The organism is Cellvibrio sp. pealriver, assembly GCF_001183545.1.
GTDB lineage: Bacteria > Pseudomonadota > Gammaproteobacteria > Pseudomonadales > Cellvibrionaceae > Cellvibrio.
The window spans coordinates 375,958-401,138 of record NZ_KQ236688.1 but is presented as its reverse complement, the minus strand read 5'-3'; the positions used below and the strand labels follow the sequence as shown (position 1 = coordinate 401,138).

Here is a 25,181-nt window from a genome sequence, read left to right as displayed (position 1 = left end):
AGCATCCGCAAATGTATTGGATGCAAATTGAAAATTAAACGCGGCATCTTCTGTCGCATTTTGGTTGGGAATGATGTTCGCAACGGTGGGTGCATCATTCACATTTGCGACGGTAATTGTGAAGGTGTCGGTGACAGTTCCACCGTTGCCATCATCGGCGGTCACATCAATCGTGAGAGTACCTACATCACTGTTGGCAGGTGTACCGCTGAATGTGCGTGTAACAGGATCAAAACTCAGCCACGCCGGTAAACCACCGCCACCGTTTAATTGTGCTGAGTACGTCAGTGTTGCTCCCGCATCCACATCGGCAAACGTATTGGCGGCAAATTGAAAATTAAACGCAACATCTTCTGTCGCATTTTGGTCTGGAATGATGTTCGCAACCGTGGGCGCGTCATTCACATTTGCGACAGTAAGCGTGAAGGTATCGGTGACAGTTCCACCGTTGCCATCATTCGCGGTTACATCAATTGTGAGCGTGCCTACATCACCATTAGCAGGTGTGCCGCTGAATGTGCGAGTAGCGGAATCAAAACTCAACCACGCTGGTAAACCGCCGCCGCCATTTAATTGCGCGGAATATGTCAGCGAATCAAGCTCAGCATCCGCAAATGTATTGGATGCAAATTGAAAATTAAACGCAGCATCTTCTGTCGCATTTTGGTCTGGAATGATGTTCGCAACGGTGGGCGCATCATTCGCAGCATTGACGGTGATATTGACGGTATCGGTATCGGTCAATGTGCCGCCACTACCGGTATTACCCTGGTCACTGGTGGTGATACTCAAGACCGCCCCGCCATTGAAGTTGGCAGTCGGGTTGAAGGTCAGGTTATTCAGCGCGGTGTTGATGTCTGCGAGTGTGCCTGTGAATACCATCGTAGTATCGGCAGTGCCATCGCCGGTAGTAAATGCCAATCCGCCCGTGCCACCCAGAGTCAGTGTGCCATTGGTTACTGACAGCGTAACTTCCAACGTACCGCCACCTGCATCGGGATCAGCAATCTGGATTTGGGTCGCACCGGTAAATACCAGCGCTGTGTCTTCGTTGGTAGATTGCGCGCCCGGTACTGTGTTGACCGGAGCATCGTTGGCCGCAGTAACATCAAAGGTAATGGTGTTGGCAACAGGATCGAGGTTTACACCACCATTAGCAGTGCCGCCATTGTCCTGCACCTGAAAGGTAAAACTACTGTAGCCAGCGCCGTTGGCGTTTGCCGCCGGGGTGTATACCAACAAGCCAGAATTGATGTCTGCCGCTGCAACCGTTTGCCCCGCCGTCACCGCTACACCACTCAGGGTAAGGCTACCAACAGCAGGCAGGGTGGTAATTCGCACAGCCAGCAAGCTATTGGCTGGAGAGTCATTCGCGTCTGAAAAGCCAAAGTCGGCAGCGGTAAAGATGTGGCTGCCGTCTTCGTTGATCACAATAGTATCGTCGCTGCCGTCGGGCGCATCGTTGGCCGAATTGACGGTAATGTTGACAGTATCGGTATCGGTCAATGTGCCGCCACTACCGGTATTACCCAAATCACTGGTCGTTAACGATAAAACGGCAGCGCCGCTGTAATTGGATGTTGGATTAAACGTTAAAGTCGCAAGTGCAGTATTGATGTCACTCTTGGTTCCGGTAAATACCAATGTTGAATCTGCAGTGCCATCACCCGTGGTGAAACTTAATCCGCTTGTTCCCGCGAGAGTTAAGGTGCCGTTTGTCACCGATAAGGTAATTTCCAGATTCCCACCACCCACATCCAGATCATCAACCTGAATGCGATTACCATTTCCTGAACTAAACACCAGAGCGGTATCTTCACTCGTGACTTGCGCACCGGGAACATCATTCTCAGGCGCATCGTTAACGGCGGTAATGTTGATAGTGGCCGTATCGTCACTTGATAAACTACCGTCACTGGCACTGACTGTCAGCAAGCGCGTCGCAACAGGTGTATCGCCAGACAGTCGGTAGGTAAGTGTGCCGCCGTTGTTGCCAGCAAACAAATCATTCAGTTGCGCTGCAGTACCGCTGAGGATCAATGTATCGGTATTAATACCGGATACGATATTGACACCGGTTGTACCTACGGTTGCTGCAAGATTGCTATTACTGCCTGCACCGGTAATCGTGATAGTCAACGCAGAACTGTCTACATCAGCAACGCTAATACCCGTGCCGTGCAAATCAATCCATGTCTGTTCATCTGCGTAGTAATCGGTGGGTGTAATAACTACGCTGGGAGCATCGTTAATTGCATTAACAGTGATATTGACGGTATCGGTATCGGTCAACGTGCCGCCACTACCGCTGTTGCCTTGGTCACTGGTGGTGATGGTCAATACTGCCGCACCATGGAAGTTGGCAGTGGGGTTGAAGGTCAGGTTATTCAGCGCGGTGTTGATGTCTGCGAGGGTACCCGTGAACACCATCGTAGTATCGGCAGCGCCACTGCCGGTAGTAAATGCCAATCCGCCCGTGCCACCCAGAGTGAGTGTGCCATTGGTTACTGAAAGCGTAACTTCCAGCGTACCGCCACCTACATCGGGATCAGCAATCTGGATTTGGGTCGCACCGGTAAATACCAGCGCCGTATCTTCGTTGGTAGATTGCGCACCCGGTACTGTGTTGACCGGAGCATCGTTGGCCGCAGTAACATCAAAGGTAATGGTGTTGGCAACAGGATCGAGGTTTACACCACCATTAGCAGTGCCACCATTGTCCTGCACCTGAAAGGTAAAACTGCTGTAACTCGCGCCGTTTGCGTTAGCCGCTGGGGTGTATACCAGCAAGCCGGAATTGATGTCTGCCACTGCAACCGTTTGCCCCGCTGTCACCGCTACCCCACTCAGGGTAAGGCTACCAACCGCAGGCAGGGTGGTAATTCGCACCGCAAGCAAGCTATTGGCCGGAGCATCATTCGCGTCTGAAAAACCAAAGTCGGCAGCGGTAAAGGTGTGACTGCCGTCTTCGTTGATCAAGATAGTATCGTCGCTGCCATCGGGAGCATCGTTAACTGCATTAACAGTGATATTGACGGTATCCGTATCGGTCAATGTGCCGCCACTACCGCTGTTGCCTTGGTCACTGGTGGTGATGCTCAAGACCGCTCCGCCATTGAAGTTGGCAGTCGGGTTGAAGGTCAGGTTATTCAGCGCGGTGTTGATGTCTGCGAGGGTGCCTGTGAACACCATCGTAGTATCGGCAGTGCCACTGCCGGTAGTAAATGCCAATCCGCCCGTGCCACCCAGAGTCAGGGTGCCATTAGTTACTGAAAGCGTAACTTCCAGCGTACCGCCACCTGCATCGGGATCAGCAATCTGGATTTGGGTCGCACCGGTAAATACCAACGCCGTATCTTCGTTGGTGGATTGCGCACCCGGTACTGTGTTGACCGGAGCATCGTTGGCAGCGGTGATGTTGATAGTGGCGGTATCATTACCAGAAAGTGATCCATCACTAGCGGTAATGGTCAGCGTGGAAGTGGCGGGTGGCGCATCGTCTGCCATGCGATACGTCAGGGTGCCGCCATTGTTGCCCGCCAATAAATTATTAAGCTGCGCGGCGGTGCCAGTCAGCACCAGGCTGTTGGTGCCGTTCCCCGACGAGATCACAACACCCGTTGTTCCGACTGATGCCGTCAGCTCACTGCCCGCACCTGTCGCGGATACTGTAATGGTCAGAGGGTCACCATCCACATCCGCGACGCTGATACCGGTACCCTGCAGGTTGATGGTCTGCTGTTCGTTGGCGTAATAATCTGTTGGAGTGATGGTCAGGGTGGGAGCATCGTTGGCCGCAGTAACATCAAAGGTAATGGTGTTCGCAACAGGGTCGAGGTTTACACCACCATTAGCAGTGCCACCATTGTCCTGTACCTGAAAGGTAAAACTGCTGTAACTCGCGCCGTTTGCGTTAGCCGCCGGGGTGTATACCAACAAGCCGGAATTGATGTCTGCCACTGCAACCGTTTGCCCCGCCGTCACCGCTACCCCACTCAGGGTAAGGCTACCAACAGCAGGTATGGTAGTGATTTGCACCGCAAGCAAGCTATTGGCCGGAGAGTCATTCGCGTCGGAAAAGCCAAAGTCGGCAGCGGTAAAGGTGTGGCTGCCATCTTCGTTGATCACGATAGTATCGTCGCTGCCATCGGGCGCATCGTTAACGGAATTGACGGTAATGTTGACGGTATCGGTATCACTTTGCGCACCACCAGTACCTGAGTTACCCAAATCATTGGTCACGATACTTAAAGTATCAGCTCCATTGAAATGGGCATCGGGGGTATAGGTCAGGCTCGCCAAGGCGGTATTAATGTTAGCGACTGAGCCCCTGAACACCATCGTAGTGTCGCTTGTGCCATCACCGGTAAAAAACGTCAGGTTCGCCGTACCACCCAAAGTTAATACACCATTGGAGACACTTAAGGTTACTTGCACATCGGACGACAGTGCATCGGGGTCGGCAATCTGGATTTGGGTCGCACCGGTGAATACCAGCGCCGTGTCTTCATTGGTCGATTGTGCACCCGGCACTGTGTTAACAGGAGCATCGTTGACCGTTGCAGAGACGACTATGTTGAATTCGTCCGGCGTTGCTGATTCAAGGCCGGTATTATCAGTCGCGTACAACCTGATAGTGATAGTGCCTGCATCAGCATTGGTAGGCGTACCGCTGAAGGTGCGGGTTGCGGAATCGAAGGATAGCCAGCCCGTGGTTGATAATGGGCTTCCGTCCGCCAGAGTGGCGCGATAGCTCACCACTGAACCACCCACATCCGGATCGGCAAATATGGGAGAGGCCTCATTGAAGGCTGGGAATTGATAGGAAAAAGCGGTAAACCCGAAGGCGGCCTGATCGGCAATTGGGTTTAGCACAAACGGCGCTTCATCCAGCGGATCCACCGTCAGGGTGAAATCGTCTGTCACACTCAAGCCACCTGCATCCATCGCTGTCACACGGATGTTAAGGGTTCCTACATCACCATCATCCGGAACACCGCTAAAAACACCAGTAACTGAGTCCAGCTGAAGCCATGCCGGAAGAGGAGCGCCACCAACCAATATCGCGCTATAAGTCAGCGCTCCACCTTCGGGATCACTAAAAGTGTTGCCTGGAATAGGAAAATTTAAGGCACTTCCTTCAGTGACAGACTGGTCGGCAATCGGGTTAGCCACCGTCGGCGCATCATTCACGCCGGTGATATTGATGGTGGCCGAATCATTCGCCGACAAGCTTCCATCACTGGCCGATATGGTGAGGGTTTCGGTTGCAGGGGGAGCATCACCTGAATACCGGTAAGTTAAGGTGCCCCCGTTGTTGCCGATGAATAAGTTATTCAGTTGGGTCGATGTCCCTGTCAGTACCAGCGAGTTGGTACCGTTACCGGACGAAATCACCACACCCGTAGTGCCCAATGCAGCCGTCAGCTCACTGAGAGCCAAGGGTGCTGAAATAGTGATGGTAAGTGAGTCGCCATCGGAATCATTTACAAATATTCCGGTACCGTGCAAATCCAGCAGGACTTGCTCGTTTACTGAATAGCTCGCCTCGGTAATCGTCGCGGTAGGGGCATCGTTGGTGTTGTTGACGCTGATTGAAATATTGTCCTGATCCTGCAAACCACCGCCAAGTCCAAGGTCTTTGGTGGTGATGCTGATCGTATCGCCACCTGTGAAGCCATTGGATGGTGTGTAGGTGATCGTCGCCAGTGCAGCATTGACTTCGCTGACAGAGCCACGAAACACCATATGGTAATCTTCAAAACCATCATTAGAGGTGAACTTGAGCCCTGTGGTTTGCCCAAGGGTAAGTGAGCCCTGCCCACTGGTAAGCGTTACTTCTACATCGTTTGGAAATGCATCAGCATCGGCAATTTGTATGCGGTTGCCATACAAATTACTGAAAATTAATGGTGTGTTCTGGTTGGTCGATTGTGCTCCGGGTACTGTGTTGACCGGTGCCTGGTTATTGCCGTCGTTGTAGGACACCAAAATATTCAGGTCATTGGCACTATTACCCGTGCCATTGACGATCATTTCAGAGTTGTTCCAGGCATCGCTGCGATAGGCAACCGAGACCTTCCCATCGGCATTGTTAGTGGTGATTTTGACAATGTATGTCTGACTGTCATTGAGCGAGACGTTGCCGAAGTTGACGGTATACCAACCAAATGTGCCGTCCAATGCATTGGAGTTGAATGTTTGGCTGGCCAGTGGAGTTGCATCATTCCAGCCACCATCGAGCAATTGGATAGTGATGTCCTGATTGGCAGCACCCGGCTCCAGGCGCAGTTGCACGCTGAGTTGGTTGACCAGATAAGTCGCGCCGGGGCTGTCGTATAAGAACGATTGCCCTACACCGGTTGTAGACGATACCGCTTGTGCGTTAGTACCACCCTGAATGTTGATCCAGTTGCTGGTCGCCATTGCGTTGACCCACTGTTCTTGTGCCGCCGCACTGACCAGCAACGCGCTATCAATCTCACCCGAGCGGTATTCAAGATCCCAATCACCCCCAAGGGTTTTGTGACCGGTTGTGTCATCGCTGGCGGCAACGTCAGCATCGGTTAACTGCGCCATGCGTTCAATCAAGGCCTGACCGGTTGGATAGGCCGCCACATCACAGCCGTACAACAAAATATCGCCCGCCTCCCCCAGCGCCTTGCCCCAAGCGGCCAAATCATCTTCGTATCTAAACAGGGTGCTATCGGTCAGCCGGGTGTTGCCCAGCTCTACAGCACCGGCACTGCCGTGGGAAATAATGTGGATCGAACTGAGATTGCTGTATTGCGCCAGCGCCGAAGCAATTTGCTCTACACCGTCTGTTTGGGGGTCGAGGTAAACCACCGCAATCTTGTCGGCATCACTGCGGCTTTTTATGTCATCCACAATGGCTTCGTAGTCACTGACTGCCGTATCCACAAATACGACACTGGTGATCCCGGGTTCGCTTTCAGACGGTTGATCAAAGGGCGCGACATCAGACGTGTCGTTTTGGCTCGCCATCATTAAGGGCTGGTCTTGCAGATAGATGCTGGCCAGATCCACTTGCTCTGCCGCCTGCGCCAAATACTGGGCATCGGAATTGCCATCGTCAAAGACGGCGATATCCGCAGTGGCAGAAAACAGTAACCGGGGCTCAAGAGCCTCAATTAACGGACGACGATGGCGAGGTAGTTTGGACATGGATACCGAATTTATGAGTCGGACACCCGCCCTGGGCGACGCAGACAGAAATTATAAACACACGGAAACCCTACCCCGGGTTTCTTAAAGATCAAAAAACAACCTGATTTAATTATTTTGGCACATTTTTCAACTTATGTACTGCGCTATCAGGGTGTAATCAAAAATAATCTAACTCGCATGCAATACGGCACATGCCGGTAATTATCGGCTTATGGCAGATTGCGCACATCAAGCAGATTCAGGGTTACACCATCAAAACTCACCCGGCATTTCAAACCGCTGGGCAGCCGGTTATTGGGATTAGGAAACGACAGGCGGATACCAAAGGTATTGCTCGGCCCATCAATCACCTGATCAACCAGCGTCACCTCCGCTGTGTAGCTTCGCTCTGCTGTCGCAAGCTCTGGCACCACACTGGCTGTCATCCCCACTTTGACCTTGCCGTATAGGCTTGCCGGGGCAAATACCTCCACCCGCAAAGGGTCTAGCTGCGCCAACTTGAGTACCGGCTCAAAATCGATGTGCTCGCCCGGCTCTTTCATACGGTCAACCACGACACCGTCAATTGGGCTTACCAGCGTGCGGCGCTGTAAATCTGCCAGTGCACGCTTGTGTTCAAGCTCTGCCTGACGTTTGCGATCCAATGCCTGCTGCAACTGCTGCTGGGCGATGGCATGTTCGGTTTTCAGTTTGTCCAGCTCGGAAAAGGAGGCAGCCTTTTTTTCGTAGAGATCTTTAACCCGCTCCAGTGACCGGTTACTGAACTCCAGCGCCAGTTGCTGTGCCTGCACATCGCTGGTCAATTCAGCTTGCACACGGCGCAATTCGGCCGTTGCAGCCTCTAATCCGGCATCCAAACGCGCTAGTACATCACCTTTTTTCACCTGGTCGTTTTTATCGACCAATACTTCACTGATAACCCCCTCTACCGCACTGCTCATTTCCACAGTGACGGAGGGCTCAATGCGACAATTCAATTGCGCAGGTTCCTGGGTCTGCGCCCAAGCGCTACATGCCAGAAGCATGGAGGAACAAGACACTGCAACGCCTTTAAACATGGTTAACTCGATATATAAAAACAACTTGCTTATGAATATAGATTAAAAACTTCAACATCTACGGCTAACTTACGAAAAATGTTGGATAAACACCTGCTGTAACTTGCGATACCAACGACGCGCCAGCGGTTCAGACGGGTGCTGAAAACGCACATATACCCGCTCACCGTAGTGGCCTGACTGGACAAAGTCGCGCAACGCCACATCCAGTAAAAAGACTTTCTCGGCAACGCGCGTACCTGATGGCTGGTTGGCATCCACCGCCAAACGGCCACCACCCTGTGCACCCAACACAATGCTCGGCAACTCCTGTGTCGCAATAGGCGTCTGCGATAACAGCTGCGCCTGTATATCCTGCGATGGATTGCTCGCCAACCTTACACTGATACTATGGGTGGCCTGGCGTACGAGACCAACCTCCTGCTGCAGTAATGCCGCCCGCACCCGCACGGCATCCGGCTTTTCGATCAATGCCAACTCATCGCCCTGATGCAGATAGCTGCCAGGCAAATAATGCTGACGGGTAATACGAAAAATTCCCTCTGACGGACTACGCACCACCAGGTTTTGTACCCGCGTTTGCAGCAGAGCAACCTCGGCCTTGATGGCATTAAGGTCTTGCTCCAGCAGTTGCGCCTGGGGGCGGTCACTCACCCACGCCTGCTGGTAGCGCGCATCGTATTCACGTAAACGGGCTTGCTGCGACAACAACTGCGCGACCAGTGCGGGGTTATATAACCGCACCAATTCCTGCCCCTGCGTGACCGCCTCCCCGTTGGCTACCAATAATTGGGCAACTTCACCGCTGGATTCCACCTTCACCCGTGCTTCGTCCGGCAGCCAGAGCACCGCCTCAACAGAGGTGGATTGCGGCACAGGCACAAATACCAACCCCACCACCAACGCAGATGCACCGGCTGCTGTCACCGCTAACGCGCGCAGACGGTTGGCGGCGAGCTGTTTGTCACGCGCGACGTAATGCAGCGCTTTTAATGCAGGCCAAACCAGTTGGAAAAACACTAACCAACCGCCAACAACCAGCCCCAGGGTAGGGAAATAATTGGCGACCAATAAGATGATAAAAAACAGCATAAACAGGCGATACAAAAATGCCGCAATGCTGTATCCGGTAAAAATAATAGCTTCGCGGGTATTGGCAGCGGGCGAAAAAATCCCGCTCACACCATAAGCATAACGGCGCAATAAATAACTGAATTGTTGGTTGGAACGGGTGGCAAGATTGGGCAAGTCGCAGGCATCAGTCAGCAGGTGATAACCATCAAAGCGCATCAGCGGATTGCCATTGAAAAACAGCGTGGACACACTGCCGATAATGATGATGTTGTATAAAAAATCGCGCAGGAAACCGGTGCCGGAACCCGATGACAGTTGCAGCCACAACAACAGTGCAAGTGCCGCGAGAAACAACTCCACCGCCATACCCGCCGCGCTCACCATCAAGCGCTGGCGCTTGGAATAAAACCCCGTTGCAGCGCTGGCATCCACATAGGGTAGCGGTGTCCCGACCACAAACACCAAGCCACAATCGTTCACCTGTCCGCCCCAGACTTTGGTAAACAATCCGTGTCCCAATTCATGCAGGACTTTGAAAAAAGGATAGGTCAGCCAGAGCAATAATAAATTGGAGGGTGACAGCACGCGGTCAAGCTGGCTCTTGGTCAATTCACTCCAGTGATTACCTGCTTGCAGCAAAGCATAGCCAACCACCACCAACCAGATAACACCCATAGTGCGCGTAGCGAGCAAGCGCGCCAATGGCATGAGTTTATCGAGCAGTTTATCGGGGTTGCCGAGCGGGATATTCCAGGTGAGCGGGTTCATAAACAACCGCACCCAGCGCTGTTGCTTTTTCTGTTCACGCCGCGCAAATAATTCCTGGGTATTGGGCGGTAAATCGCACACCAATAAATCGGCGACGTGCAGGTACTGCAACAAATGGATCAGATCATCACGTGTGGGAATATCATCGGCCGATTCATAAAACTCTGCGTGACTCGCTGCCGCCAATACCTGCGCAAGCGAGTTATGCCCGTCCATCGCACTGATTAAACGCCATGCCGAAGGCGTGAGCCGGTGAAAACGACCGTTGCTTTTGTCTTGCAATATGTACCAAGGCTCACCGCTATAGTCGCGCCGTTGGATGTGAATATGGCGCGGCAACGAAGGCCGCAATGACTCAAGGCGTTGCCACATGGGATTCGCAGGTGCGGCGTGGGAATCAGGCGCTTGTACGTCCATCACCACACACTCAGGCGCAACCAACGCCACAGATCATGGAACCAGATCCAACCCAGCGCGCGCTTACCCACCGCTAACTTGCCACTGCCCGTCATACCGGGGCGCAGCGCATCCGATTCGCGTGCAAGCTCGGCCTCAACGCGAAAATAGTTGCGTCCATCGCGCACTTCACTGATCGGCGTAATGGATTTCACTGTCAGCGCAAAACGTTCATTGGGCAAACTGGTCAGTTTGACTTCGCCCTGCTGCCCCACTTGTACCGCCGCGATATCGCGTTCATCAACAAACAGTTGCAGCAGAAATCCGCTGGTTGCAGCGACTTCAAACAACAAGTCTCCCTGTTTTACCGGCGCGCCCTGGGTTTGCGATATGTCATCAGACACAACCATGCCATCCATAGGTGCCATGAGTTGGGTACGCTCTAATTGCTGATCCACCAAGCGCAGCTGGATACTCGCCTGATCCATTTGCGCACTGGCAATCGCCGCTTCCACGCGCTGGGAATTAGCGAGGGCGGTATCGTAGGTTTGGCGATATTGCTGTACCTGGCTCGCGAGCTTGCGCCGCTCCAAACGTAAATCGTCGTCGTTCATTTGCGCCAGCACAGCCCCCTTGGCCACCGTATCACCGGGGCGGACAAATACTTTCCCCAAATAACCGTCCTGCGGCGCTACTACCCAATGCTTCTCGGTGGTTTGCACGCTGGCATCGGCCGACAGGCGATACTCCACCGGCACAAACAACATCACCACAACTATCACCAACACCACGGCAGCCAGTTTGCCGCGCCAGGAGTCTTCACCAAACCAGCGCGATAACCGCCGGGCAACACGCCCTTTGACTCCCTGCCAGACACTGGCGGATGCCTGTTGTTGCAGCGCCACAATAGGGCCGGCGAAATGCAGCGCCTGCTGCACAAATGCACGCTGGGTGTCATCGAGCGATGCTTGCTTATCCAGCTCGATGGTAAGAGCGCCAATAATATGAGTGCCTCTGCGCAACAACAGCGTATGCACCGCACGCAAATGTTGCTGCTGTAATAATTGCTGATGCGCGCGATAGATAATGCCCTGTGAACTGGCAGTATTGCCGTCGTGCTTATCTTGATTAGGTGGATGCCCGGCATCATCATGCACCGGGGAGAAATCAATATTCACGCCCTGCTCCACTGCTTCTGCCATGACATCCACAACGGCCTGCATGGCCAAAGTGCGCTGGTCAAAATTGGCAGAGAATGAAATGGCTTCAAGCGTGATACTTTTTCGCCCGTACAAGCCCAGGCTCACGCGCGTCGCTTGCACATAGCCGGCAAGTAAATTCACCAGACTGATGGCCATTTCCTGCAGGGAGTTTTCTTTTAACAAACTGGCGCTGAGTTGTAATAGCGCTGCATCAATATCGCTTTTTTCAAATGCAGGCATAGCCGGTGTAAAGGTGCCAGCGGATGAGTCTGCTGATTGTTCATGCGGTGAAAGTGGTAGCGAGGACGCTTGTGGCTGCAATGCCTGTTGCTGCAAAAACAAGGCCTGTTGCTGCAATAAAAAGTGCAGCCAGAACTGCCCTAACTTGAGATGCTTGAGTACACCGGGGAGTGCTTTTTTATCACTGGAATCCAAGCGGACAACCAATACTCCCCACACCTGTCCGTCAATTTCCAATGGCTGCCCGAGAATCAGTTGCTGCCCCTGCGGCGCAAGATGCAATCGCCCTTTCTCGCGCACCTGTGCAAGCGCATTGCGCAGGTCTGCATCCAGCACAATTCCTTGCGGCCATTTGGCAACAATCAGTGGTTTGGACGAAGACGTTTGTACCAACATAGCGGCACTGGCATTGCCAAGCATTTGGCACTGCATGCTAAGCCAGACTTTGAACGCGGCATTACTCGATGCGACAAACGGTGACATGGTTATTCTACGAAGCTGTGTTATACAAAAAGTCTAGTTCTAATAGACGGAATGTGTATAACAAAAATTATGATTATTTCTTTGGTCAGCAGGATAAACCAATGCGAAATTACGCGCCAATCTATTATGGATTTTTCTCACTCTCGCTGGATACATTGTGCGTCAAAAACAACATACACGGCCAATAGTTATGACTCATCATTATAAATAATAGCCAAGACCAATTATTTTCTTCGTAATTAGGTTGTTTAAGAGTATTTATCAATTGCTCATCTACACTCAGTCTTGATTGGTGCTTTTCCTTTCTCAGTGACACGATTGCCAAATGACAAGCAGTCCAGCGAAGGAAAATGATTCTCAGGGGATACGGATTAAACGAGACATGCACAGTATTGTTATCAATGGCGCTGATAATACCAGCGCAGGCAAAGCCCACCATTGGCCGCTTTTTTTAATTGCAATACTCCTGTTGTCAACAGGCGGTTGTGTGCTGCTCAGCTGGCATGCGCCGCACTTGCTCGCCAGTATCTACCCTTATACAACACTGATGGCTTACAACACCGCACTGGCATTTATTGCCTGTGGTTTGGGGTTGATCGCGGTTGTGAAAATGGAATCGATATTACTGTCGATGTGCAGTTTTACATTATTCATCATCGCCACGTTGACACTGCTGGATTTAACAACAGGTATTGAGCTCAACACCACTGACTGGTTTGTGATACTGCTCAATGAGCCACCTGTGCGCAGCCAACCTATTTCACCCTCTACCAGTTCGGTATTACTACTCGCAAGCCTAGCCTTATTGTTTTCACGTTATACACAAGGTAATTACACGCTCATCACCACACTGCTATGCGTGACGATGATCTTTATTATTTTGTCCGCAATCATTGGCCAGGGTTTTGGCATATTCCCTACTTTTGTGTGGCTGGGGATTAAAATGGCACCGCACACAGCGGTCGGTCTGCTCGCATTTTCCGGCGCGATTTTACGCTTGCGTTATCGCGCGGCTATTGATGCATTTAATCGCCTGAGTGTGTTTAGCCGTTTGGCGACCGGCTTTATTTTTATGAGCTTGTTATTCATCGGTATTGGTTCCGTCGGCCTTCTGCAAATTAATAAAGTGGCCGCTATTTCACAAAAACTCTACGATGAACCCGTACAGACCAATAATGCCGTTCTGCAGATCCGCACCTATGTCGGCAGGCTTAATCGTACGATGAAAGACATTGCGGTTAATCCCGCGCTCGCACAAGAACACAACATTCCTCAACTGCTCGAATACACCCAAAAAAATCTTGATCAAAATCTGGCAATCATCCAGCGCGATCCTATCCATAACATCGACACCGACCAAATAGCTCATCAATTCAAACAATGGCGTCTTATCGTATTGGAAAGTTACACCCAACTGCAGGCAGGCAACATCGAAAGTTACCGCCAAACAGCAGTGACACTCAGCCAGGAAAAAACCTTTGCGATAGAAGCACTTTGCGATGCCATTCTCCTGAAAGCGCAAGAACAAATGCTACAGCTTAATGCAGAGGCGATTAACACTAAAAATCATGCTGGCAATTTAATGGTTGTCGTAATTTGTGGATTTCTGCTGATGGGTATTTTGGTTTCAGGCCTCATTACCCGTAGCCTGAATTGGCAGCTGGAGAAAATCCGCCGCACTATGTTGGCACTGGCTGATGGCAATGCCCAAGCGGTTATCCCGTTCCATGATCATCCACATGAAATCGGTGAAATGGCGCAAACACTCAAGGTGTTTGCGCACAATATTGATGAGCGCAATAAAGCCATGCGCCTAATAGAACAGCATCAACAAGAACTGGAAAGATCAAACAACCGACTTGCACAAACCAACAAAGAACTGGAAACCTTTGCCTATGTTGCCTCGCATGATTTGAAATCCCCTTTGCGCGGTATTTCACAGCTGTCCAGCTGGATTGATGAAGATTTGGAAGCAAAAGAATTTAACGAGGTAGAAAAACACACACGCATGTTGCGCAACCGCATCCATAGAATGGAGAAACTATTGGATGACCTGTTGGTATTTTACCGCGCGGGTAAAACCGACGGCGCTATCACCACCATTGATGTCGCACATATTGCGAAAGAATTATTTGAAATCCAAAACACCAAACCGGGATTGCGACTGGAGCTGGGAGATGAATTACCCGTGTTTGAAACTCTGGGCACACCCTTTGAACAAATTCTCCGTAATTTATTTTCCAATGCCATAAAACATCATGACCGCGATGACGGCATTATTCGCATTGAAGCACAACGTATTTCTGCCGACTTCTATGAGTTCAGCGTAAGGGATGACGGCCCCGGAATACCCGAAAAATTTCAGGCGCGGGTATTTGGTATGTTCCAAACCCTGAAGTCGCGCGATGAACAGGAAGGCAGTGGTATGGGGCTCGCGCTGATCAAAAAAATTGTGGAAACCTATGGTGGCAGCATCCGTGTCTTCTCCAACGGCAGAGGCTGCCAATTCACCTTTTCCTGGCCAGCACATATAACGAAAAGGAAGCAAAGTCATGATTGATAAACTTCATCCGACTGACAATCAGGAATTCAAAACCGTCAGCCTGCTGATTATCGACGACGACGATATAGACGCAACGGCGCTGCGCAGGGCCTTACATAAACTCAAGTTACTCAACCCGCTGTATCGCGCAAAAGACGGCCTTGAAGCGCTTGAAATATTGCGTAATGGTGAAATACCCAGCCCTTATATTATTTTGTTAGACATCAATATGCCGCGCATGAATGGGCTGGAGTTTTTAGAGGTCTTGCGCTCGGATCCGGAACTGACAACGGCCGTGGTATTTGTCCTGACCACCTCAAAATCAGACGAAGACATTATTGCGGCCTATCGCGAACACGTGGCCGGTTACTTGCTAAAACAACGGATGGACAGTGATTTTATGCAGGTAGTCAGTTTGCTTGACCACTACTGGCGAGTCATTGAGTTACCGGTTAAAACGCAATAAAAACTAGCAGACAGTATGAACAACAGGAACCAAGCAAAGAGGTATTTTGCATGAAGTTATTACTGATCGATGATAACGAACTGGATCGTCAGGCGATCATCCGCACATTTAAGAAAACCGAGTGGGATATCACTATTGCCCAAGCGGGTTCTGCCAACGAAGGGCTCGCCCAGTTTGATAGCAATGACTTCGATGCAGTGCTGCTTGACTATCGCCTGCCTGACATCGACGGAATGGAAGTATTGCACCTATTGAATAAACACCCTCATCATCATGCGGCGATTATCATCCTCACCGGTGCCAGCGCCGACGATGACCTCGAACGTGAATTTATTGAAGCAGGCGCACAAGATGTTTTGTTTAAATCTGAAATTGCCCACAAGCATTTGACTCGCGCTATCACCCATGCGCGCGCCCGTCATGTTTTGGAGCGACAACTGCAAGAAAGTCATCAACGTTTACGTGCACTGGCCGAAAACGATTCGCTCACCGGGCTCGCCAACCGCTACTACTTTGATGAAAGCTTGCGCTCGGCGATCCAGCGCGCCAAGCGCCACAATGAACAGCTCGCATTATTATTTTTGGATCTCGATAATTTTAAATTTATTAATGACGGCTTGGGCCATGTGATTGGCGATTTGGTATTAAAAGAAGTTGCCAATCGTTTACTGCATGTCGTCCGTGCGGGCGATATCGTGTGCCGCTTGGGTGGTGATGAATTTGCCATACTCGCCCACAATTTTGATTCACAGGAGGCCATAAGCCAGTTGGCGCAGCGCATCCTCGATGATTTGCGGCGACCGGTTTTGGTAGGCACCAATGAAAATACCATCTCCAGTAGTATTGGTATTGCCACTTATCCTGATGCGGGCGAAACCGCCAGTGATCTGCTCAAAGCAGCAGACATGGCGATGTATCGTGCAAAACAGGATGGGCGCAATAATTTCCAGTTTTTTTCATCCTCTATGCAAGCGCAAATGCAAGAGCGGTTGCGTCTTGAAAAAGAATTACGCGCACTGATTCCCACCAATCATTTTGTCTTGTTTTATCAACCGATTGTCGATGCACAAACCTTTGAAATCTGTGGCGCAGAAGGATTGATTCGCTGGGATCACCCACAGCGTGGAATTTTGCCCCCCATTGAATTTATCGGGCTTGCTGAAGAAATCGGATTAATCGGTGAAATTGATTCGCGCAGCCGTTTTAATGCTTGCCAACAATTAGCTGACTGGCGCAAACAAGGATTGGTTGACGATACATTCAACATGAAATTTAATGTGTGCGCTCAGTTGCTGACTGATCCGGATCTTTATCAAGGGATAATTGATGACCTTGAGCGAACCGGTTTGCCTGGGAGCAGCGTCAGTCTGGAAATTACCGAGTCCATCCTGATTGAAAATTTACAAAGCACAGCACAGCGCCTGAAACAAATCCGGGATTACGGAGTGGATATTGCGGTAGATGATTTTGGTACGGGCTATTCCTCCATGGCATACCTCAAAGAATTACCCGCAAGCACACTCAAAATTGACCGCAAATTTGTCCAGGGTGTCCCTGATAACGCAGCTGACTGCCGCATATTGCGTGCGATGATTGTGTTCGCTAAAAGTCTTGACCTGACAATTGTGGTGGAAGGGGTAGAAACTCGCGAACAAGCGCGGATTTGCCGCGATTATGGTGCCGATTTATTGCAAGGTTATTTATTTTCAAAACCGCTTTCTCCCGCCGCATTTGAACAACTTTTGCGCAGCCATAGCGCACAAGAATGGACAAACCGTATGTCTACTCTGGGTGTCATGACGGGCTAACCAAATCCGCCGGCACCCATTCTGCAAGCACACTATTCGATCACATTTTCGAGCACGCGGTCGCACGCATTGTCGTTAATCTGCGCCGCTATCCAGTGCACTAAATCCCCACATAGCCATTTCCAATCCGGCAGATTGAGCCAGACAATTTTGCACGGCTATTGTGATTGGCCTATCATGCCCCCACATTGCGATTACCTCCTATTCGACTATCCCATCTTTATTAAGATCAAGGAATACCTATGAGTGACGTACAACACCATCGCCTGATTATTCTCGGCTCCGGCCCTGCTGGTTACACTGCTGCTATTTACGCCGCACGTGCCAACCTGAAACCTGTGGTTATCACCGGCATGCAACAAGGCGGTCAATTGACCACCACCACCGAAGTAGAAAACTGGCCTGGTGGCGTTCATGACCTACAAGGTCCAGATTTGATGGTGCAAATGCAACAACATGCAGAGCGTTTTGATACCCAAATCGTGTTTGACCACATTCATGAGACCATCTTGACTGAACGTCCATTCAAACTGATTGGCTCTAGCACTTACACCTGCGATGCATTGATTATTGCTACCGGTGCATCAGCGCAATATCTGGGCTTGCCATCAGAAGAAGCTTACATGGGCAAAGGCGTAAGCGCGTGTGCAACCTGTGATGGATTCTTTTACCGCGACCAAAAAGTTGCCGTTGTTGGCGGCGGCAATACCGCTGTAGAGGAAGCACTGTATTTGTCCAATATCGCAAGTGAAGTCACGTTGATCCATCGTCGTGACAAACTGAAATCAGAGAAAATTCTGCAAGACAAACTGATGGCGAAAGTAGCCAACGGCAACATCAAGGTCATCTGGAACCATCAGTTGGAAGAAGTATTGGGTAACGATTCCGGTGTGACCGGATTGCGTTTAAAAAGCACGCAAGATGGCGCAACCCAGGAAATTGATGTTGCCGGTGTATTCATCGCCATCGGTCACAAACCTAACACCGATATTTTTGAAGGCCAGTTGGACATGCACAACGGCTATATCAAAGTAAAAAGCGGTCTGGAAGGCAACGCCACCCAAACCAGCATTGAAGGTGTATATGCAGCGGGTGATGTGGCCGACCACATTTATCGTCAGGCGATTACCTCTTCTGGCTCTGGTTGTATGGCGGCACTGGATGCTGAAAAGTATCTCGACGATTTGAAATAATCGCGATTTTTTCACAGCATTTGATTGAAGCACTTTTTCTTTTTATTGCAGTGAAAAAAGAAGTGATTAAAAAGAAGCGGCTAAGCTAAAAAAGTGTGATAGAAAGCGTGATAAAAAAAGAGGAAAACCCGTTCGGGTTTTCCTCTTTTTTTATGCACCACTTAATAGTGGATTAATGACGATCCGATACTTTATCCAGCTCGGTGCGCAAATTACGCAGCCAATGGTTAAACGCCAAACGCACCTGGATATTGTTTGTCACCCGATTATTTTCCTCCCATATTTTTCCCAAATCACGCTGGTCAGTAATAATCGCAAGCGGCTTACCGGATACGGAGTCGTACAGCGAAATTTCCAGAGTCATGGTCCCCATACCTTCGCTATACACTTTCATTCGGTTGGGGCGGCCCTTCATATCGTCTTTGCTAGCCAAAGGCGCAATTTCCAATACTTTGGCAGATACCGTCATCACATCCGGGCCTGCTTGCACGGCGGTTGAGTAAGTACCATCGGCAATCAAATTATTCATCAGCGCTTCAGTGTAACGCTCTGAATAATAGCGACGATCTGTGTCATTCAACTCCCAAGGCGTGTCGTAAACCATATTGGTTCCCGTCTGTTTGCGGATTTTCACATCGCTCAAATCCAGTTGCTCAACCAACAACTTTTTGTATTGCGAAAACTCCGCACCTTTGGCGATAAACGTACCATCAAAGCGTGTTTTCTCAACGGCTGTCAGGCCTGCTTTGTCGGCTTTTAACTGGGCCTCTTTTTCATGGGGTTTGGTAAATGAACAACCGGTTATCACACTGGCTGCCAGCACCACCAGTGCAATCGTTGTCATAGTGTGTTTCATGGTTTTCATAGCATTATCTACCTGTTTCATTAACGAGGATTTTGGAGACTATTCCTGCAACACTGCTGCAAGTAATGAATAAGACGTTATACGTAATTCAGGGTTCAATGGGTAACAGCGCCGCCCCCGAACCCGGTAGCGTTATCGCTTTCGGCATATGTTCGTAAGTTATTGAAGCACAAAAACAAACCGGGAGACTAATACATCCCGGTTGAGTTTGTAATATTTTGTAGTCTGCAGGGAAATGAATATGAAACTAATGAATCGTGACTTTCATAATGCCGCCGCGATACAAGCCTAAATAGACGCGGGTTTTGCCGTCTTCAACCACGGCGATCATACTGCGCACGCCGCCAAACAGCGTGGGGTCATTATGACGGTATTTCTTCCATCGCTGGCCGCCATCGTTAGATACTTCAAAAATCAGGGGCTGCGGAGTATCCCAATTTTTATCCCAACCCGCGGTATAAAACGTCGCAGGTGTTAATGGATCTATGGCGACATCAAAGTAAAAACGATAATCCACATCGCCAATTAACGTAGTCCAATTGGCTCCGCGATTGCTGCTGGCCAACACCCCTCCCTCACCCGATACCATCACCCAGTCAGGGCGAGCGCGATCAAATTGAATACCGTAAATCACGCTGGGGTTGGGCAACAAATCGCGATAGCTACGCAGTTCTTTTGTATCCAGAGAATACACATTCAACACCAATTGCTCGAAAGCATTTTGCCCGCCGAACCAAATTTCGTTAGTTGCAGGGTTGCGTTTTACAATAGTTTTGCGCTGCCCAAACCCATGCCACATACCACTCAGCAATTGCCAGCTGCGCCCTTCATCGTAAGAAACACCCAACGCCTCAATACCAGTCGCATAAAGGGCGTTGTTGTCATCATCGTAGTGCATGCCGTACAACGCCTCCGTGCCTTCATCACCACCAAAATTGTGTGCAATCTCCTGCCATGTACTACCGCCATTGAGCGTTTCAAATAAGCGATGTTCAACCGAATCATCATGTTGGCGCTCTGTCGTGGCGAGATAGTGATTGGGAGCGATAATCGCAAGATCCAACACTTCCCGATCCACCAACCCTGCAGCCTCCCACGTGCGCTGCGCGCTTACTTTGCGATACAAGCCGCGATCCGTCGCAGCTAACAACGTCTGCTTATCAGCATACAAACGCGTGATGATTCGTCCATCAAGACCATCGTGTGCAACAGTGATACTGGGTTTGGGTAAATCATCGCTACCACAAGCCGCTAACAACAAGCCCAGAATAACGCCGCACCAGCGCGTAACGCCGTTTGATATTTTCATCTTCATCGCTCCTTTTTGTATTGCATCAGGTCAATTTGTCGTACCGGAGTATGCGAAAGGGAATTCAAAAGAATTGTAAGAAATTGTGACTAACAGTACTGAGGTGGTGCCATTGGAAACAAAAAAGGAGGCCGAAGCCTCCTATACATAATTTTTATACATGATGTTGTTTGTTGAGAATTTTGGATTGCCAGTAATTAACTCACAAACACGCGCGCATTGCGGAACAAGCGCAACCATGCACCATCGTCTTTCCAATCATCCGGTTTCCAGGAGTTGGTCACTGCGCGGAATACGCGCTCGGGGTGCGGCATCATAATGGTGACGCGACCATCTTTGCTGGCAACGCTGGTAATACCCAATGGAGAACCGTTCGGGTTAGCCGGATAGGTTTCAGTTGCTTGCAAATTGTTGTCGATAAAACGCAGCGCAACCGTGCCACTCTCGTTACACACGTTCAGCGCATCTGCATTGGCAAATTCGGCATAGCCTTCACCGTGTGCAACCGCTACTGGCATATGCGAACCGCTCATACCTTTAAACAAAACGGATGACGATTCCTGTACTTGTACCAAGCTAAAACGCGCTTCAAATTGCTCAGACAAGTTACGCACAAAACGCGGCCAATGATCAGCACCGGGAATCAGATTTTTCAGGTTGGACATCATCTGGCAACCGTTACATACACCCAAACTGAAAGTGTCGTTGCGATGGAAGAAACGTTCGAATTCATCGCGCACTTTGTTGTTAAACAAAATGGTTTTCGACCAACCCTCACCCGCACCCAATACGTCACCGTAAGAGAAACCACCGCAGGCAACCAAGCCTTTGAATTGTTCCAGTGATACACGACCTGAAAGCAAATCGCTCATGTGCACATCAACGGCTTTGAAACCAGCGCGATCAAATGCCGCCGCCATTTCCACGTGACCATTAACACCCTGCTCACGCAACACGGCGATAGCAGGACGAACGCCAGTGTTAATGAACGGAGCAGCAACATCGTCATTTTGGTCGTAGCTGAGTTTTACGCTCAAACCAGGATTTGGCTTTGTAATCGCGGCAAATTCTTGTTCTGCGCACACAGGGTTGTCACGCAGCGCTTGAATGCGATAACTGGTTTCGCTCCACAGCGCTTGCAATTGCGCGCGCGGTTGATCGAACAATACTTTTCCGTTCAGGCTGATATTTAAAGAATCGCTGCTGTTCAAACCACCGATGACATTGACTTTTAATCCCGCATCAGCAAAACGTTTCTGCACTGCAGCAGATTGCGCACGCGCAACTTGTACTACGGCACCCGCTTCTTCACTGAACAGTACAGCAAGCGCATCTTCACCCAAGCCATCCAAATTAATGCTTACACCGGTATGACCAGCGAAAGCCATTTCTGCAATGGTCGCGAATAAACCACCATCAGAGCGGTCGTGGTATGCGAGCAATTCATTGGCAGCAAGACTTGCTTGCGTTGCATTAAAAAAGTTTTTGAGTTGCTCAGCAGAATCCAGATCCGCAGGTGTTTGACCAAGCTGGTTGTAAACCTGCGCGAGAATAGAACCGCCCAAGCGGTTTTTACCGTTGCCGAGATCAACCAGAATTAAATCAGTATCGCCTTTGTCTGTACGCAATTGTGGAGTCAAGGTTTGACGCACATCGACCACAGGCGAGAACGCAGAAATTACCAACGACAGCGGCGCAGTTACCGCTTTGTTTTCATCGCCCTCTTTCCACGCCGTGCGCATGGACATGGAATCTTTTCCAACCGGAATCGTAATGCCCAGTGCCGGGCACAATTCCATACCAACGGCTTCTACTGTGCGATACAGTTTTTCTTCTTCGCCTTTATGGCCAGCAGCGCACATCCAGTTGGCTGACAGTTTTACATCAGACAGTTTTGCAATACGCGTTGCGGCGATATTGGTAATCGCTTCCGCAATCGCCATGCGACCAGATGCTGGCGCATCCAACAAAGCAACCGGTGTGCGCTCGCCCATACTCATCGCTTCTCCTGCGTAGGAGTCATAGCTGATGGTAGTTACCGCAACATCGGCAACAGGAACTTGCCACGGACCAACCATTTGATCGCGTGCAACCATACCGGTTACCGAACGGTCGCCGATGGTGATCAGGAAATTTTTGCTCGCTACCGCTGGGTGTTTAAGAACGCGCTCAGCAGCCTCTTTTAATTCAATACCAGCAGTGCTGAACTCGCTAGTTTTTGCAGTGTGCTTTTCCGCAACGCGATGCATTTTTGGCGGTTTGCCAAACAATACTGACATTGGTAAATCAACCGGTTTTGCATCGAAATGTTTGTCATTAACCAACAAATGTTTTTCGTCAGTCGCTTCACCGACAACAGCGTAAGCCGCGCGCTCGCGTTGGCAAATGGCTTCAAAGCGCGGCAGGTCTGCCGGCGCAATCGCCAGCACATAACGCTCTTGCGATTCGTTACACCAAATCGCCAATGGGCTCATGCTCGGCTCATCATTGGGTACATTGCGCAATTCAAACTTGCCGCCGGTGCCGCCGTCTTTTACCAGCTCAGGAAATGCGTTGGAGAGACCACCTGCGCCAACATCGTGAATAAACGCGATGGGGTTTTTATCACCCAACTGCCAACAGGCGTCGATCACTTCCTGACAGCGACGCTCCATTTCGGGGTTCTGGCGTTGTACGGAGGCGAAGTCCAGATCTTCAGAGGAAGAACCGGAAGTCATCGAAGACGCAGCACCACCACCAAGGCCGATCAACATCGCCGGGCCACCGAGAACAACAAGCTTGGTGCCCGCGCCGAAGGGCGGTTTCTCGATATGTTCAGTTTTGATATTGCCGTAACCACCCGCCAACATAATTGGCTTGTGGTAACCGCGACGCTCGCCGTCAAAGTTTTCTTCAAAGGTACGGAAATAACCGCAAATATTCGGGCGACCAAATTCATTGTTAAACGCCGCACCGCCAATGGGGCCTTCGATCATGATGTCGAGCGCATTCACGATGCGATTAGGTTTACCGTAATTCTGTTCCCAGGGCTGCTCAAAACCAGGGATCTGCAGGTTGGATACGGTGAAACCGGTCAAGCCAACTTTAGGCTTGGAGCCGCGGCCAACAGCACCTTCATCGCGAATTTCACCACCGGCACCGGTACCTGCACCCGAGAACGGAGAAATTGCGGTTGGATGGTTGTGGGTTTCCACCTTCATCAATATATGAATTGGCTGTTGGGTGTATTCGTAGGCTTTGGTTTCAGGGTTCGGATAGAAGCGCCCTGCTTCGTGGCCAACCACTACCGCAGCGTTATCGGCATAAGCGGAAAGTACATCTTCACCGCCCACTTCATTGGTGTTTTTGATCATTTTGAACAGACTGCGCTGCTGCTCTTCACCGTCGATAGTCCATGACGCATTGAAGATTTTATGGCGGCAGTGCTCGGAGTTGGCTTGGGCAAACATCATCAACTCGACATCGATCGGGTTGCGGCCCAAATGGGTGAAGCTTTCTACGAGATAATCGATTTCGTCTTCGGCCAGCGCCAAACCGAGGGATTTATTCGCCTCTACCAGAGCGGCACGACCACCGCCGAGGATATCTACCGAGGTTTGTGCTGCCGGTTGCTGTTGGATAAATAACTGTTCTGCCGCTTCCAAACTATCAAATACCGTTTCCACCATGCGGTCATGTAACAGGGCAGCAATAGCGGCGCGATCAGCAGCAGCAGCGCCAGTCACATAGTAAGCAATACCGCGCTCAATGCGCTTCACATTTTCCAAACCGGTATTTTTGGCAATATCCGTGGCCTTGGATGCCCAAGGGGAAATCGTACCGAGGCGAGGAACCACAAGGAATAACTCACCATCATGACTGGCTTCTTGCTCTACTTTGGGGCCATAGGTCAGCAACTGCTTGAGAACTTGCTGTTGAGCATCACTCAAGGGGGAAGACACATTGGCAAAGTGGACAAATTCCGAGCTGACACCGGTCACCGCAGGAACGCGTTGTTGCAGACTGGACAGGAGTTTTTGGGTACGGAAACTGGAAAGAGCGGGAGCGCCACGCAGGATTAACATAGTGGGAAGAGCCTCGGCATGGGTGGTAACAAAGGATTAATGACAAAAGAGAGGCGCGCATTGTACTGGATTTAGGCACTGCCCGAGAGACTTTTTTCCCCTACCCTGTCCAGCTTGCTGATTGGATATCAAGGCGTTTGCGGATACGGCTGAGTGCCACCGGAGTAATTCCCAAATAGCGTGCAATAACAAACGCCCGACCAAACCCGCTTTCAACACCAGTGGTATCTGCACGCTAGAACATCAACCTCAGTGCCAGATGCTTCAGTTGATTGTATAGATAAGAATCTTCACTTCGGGCATTCAAAAGACATTCGCCAGCGCAACAATAAAATTTCTGCCTTTTTCACCGTATCAAAAAATCAATTATTCAGAAAAAACAAGAACGAAAAATTTTCTGAATTATTAAATAGAAAAATAGCTTTCTCAATAAACTGAAGCACGAATCATGATGTCCATGAAAAACAAAAATGCTATTTAAATAGCAGTGAGATTTTCCATAAAAATTTACCTACCCTGTTAAAC

Annotated in this window: 11 protein-coding genes; 4 read left to right on the top strand and 7 right to left on the bottom strand. The window is 50.2% G+C overall.

Annotation, left to right across the window (positions count from 1 at the left end):
* From VC28_RS01645 to VC28_RS01630, 4 genes are all read right to left on the bottom strand, one after another.
* Positions 1 to 7,185: putative Ig domain-containing protein (locus tag VC28_RS01645; RefSeq protein ID WP_197085472.1), on the bottom strand; the 7,185-nt coding region annotated here is incomplete at its 3' end.
* Between the two features lie 212 nt (positions 7,186 to 7,397).
* Positions 7,398 to 8,246 carry an efflux RND transporter periplasmic adaptor subunit gene (locus tag VC28_RS01640; protein WP_231591619.1) on the bottom strand — a complete coding sequence of 283 codons (849 nt, stop codon included), beginning with the start codon at positions 8,244 to 8,246 and terminating at the stop codon, positions 7,398 to 7,400.
* A 69-nt stretch (positions 8,247 to 8,315) separates the two neighbouring features.
* The gene (locus tag VC28_RS01635; protein ID WP_231591618.1) at positions 8,316 to 10,535 is read right to left on the bottom strand and encodes an efflux RND transporter periplasmic adaptor subunit; all 2,220 of its coding nucleotides are present in this window, start codon (positions 10,533 to 10,535) and stop codon (positions 8,316 to 8,318) included.
* Complete coding sequence (locus VC28_RS01630) at positions 10,505 to 12,409, bottom strand: efflux RND transporter periplasmic adaptor subunit (RefSeq protein WP_049629121.1); 1,905 nt, start codon at positions 12,407 to 12,409, stop codon at positions 10,505 to 10,507. Before VC28_RS01630 ends, VC28_RS01635 begins: the two co-directional genes overlap by 31 nt.
* Positions 12,410 to 12,791: 382 nt before the next feature.
* Between VC28_RS01630 and VC28_RS01625 the strand changes: the two genes are divergently transcribed.
* The 4 genes from VC28_RS01625 (at position 12,792) to trxB (ending at position 18,418) form a co-directional block, all read left to right on the top strand.
* Positions 12,792 to 14,969, top strand: coding sequence for a sensor histidine kinase (locus tag VC28_RS01625; RefSeq protein WP_231591617.1), 2,178 nt, complete (start codon positions 12,792 to 12,794; stop codon positions 14,967 to 14,969).
* On the top strand, positions 14,962 to 15,417 hold the full coding sequence (locus VC28_RS01620; protein WP_049629119.1) for a response regulator: 456 nt from the start codon (positions 14,962 to 14,964) through the stop codon (positions 15,415 to 15,417). Before VC28_RS01625 ends, VC28_RS01620 begins: the two co-directional genes overlap by 8 nt.
* Positions 15,418 to 15,467: 50 nt before the next feature.
* On the top strand, positions 15,468 to 17,225 hold the full coding sequence (locus tag VC28_RS01615) for a putative bifunctional diguanylate cyclase/phosphodiesterase (protein WP_049629118.1): 1,758 nt from the start codon (positions 15,468 to 15,470) through the stop codon (positions 17,223 to 17,225).
* Positions 17,226 to 17,467: 242 nt separating this feature from the next.
* Complete coding sequence (gene trxB / locus VC28_RS01610) at positions 17,468 to 18,418, top strand: thioredoxin-disulfide reductase (protein WP_049629117.1); 951 nt, start codon at positions 17,468 to 17,470, stop codon at positions 18,416 to 18,418.
* 172 nt (positions 18,419 to 18,590) lie between these two features.
* On the opposite strand, the gene VC28_RS01605 is transcribed toward trxB, so the two are convergent.
* The 3 genes from VC28_RS01605 to purL all read right to left on the bottom strand — a co-directional run bounded on the left by VC28_RS01605 (position 18,591) and on the right by purL (position 24,656).
* Positions 18,591 to 19,283: a DUF3313 family protein gene (locus tag VC28_RS01605; protein WP_049632081.1), complete on the bottom strand. Its 693-nt coding sequence runs from the start codon at positions 19,281 to 19,283 to the stop codon at positions 18,591 to 18,593.
* Positions 19,284 to 19,530: 247 nt separating this feature from the next.
* Positions 19,531 to 20,592, bottom strand: a complete 1,062-nt coding sequence (locus VC28_RS01600; protein ID WP_049629116.1) for a beta propeller repeat protein — start codon at positions 20,590 to 20,592, stop codon at positions 19,531 to 19,533.
* Positions 20,593 to 20,789: 197 nt separating this feature from the next.
* On the bottom strand, positions 20,790 to 24,656 hold the full coding sequence (gene purL, locus VC28_RS01595) for a phosphoribosylformylglycinamidine synthase (RefSeq protein WP_049629115.1): 3,867 nt from the start codon (positions 24,654 to 24,656) through the stop codon (positions 20,790 to 20,792).
* Positions 24,657 to 25,181: the final 525 nt, after the last annotated feature.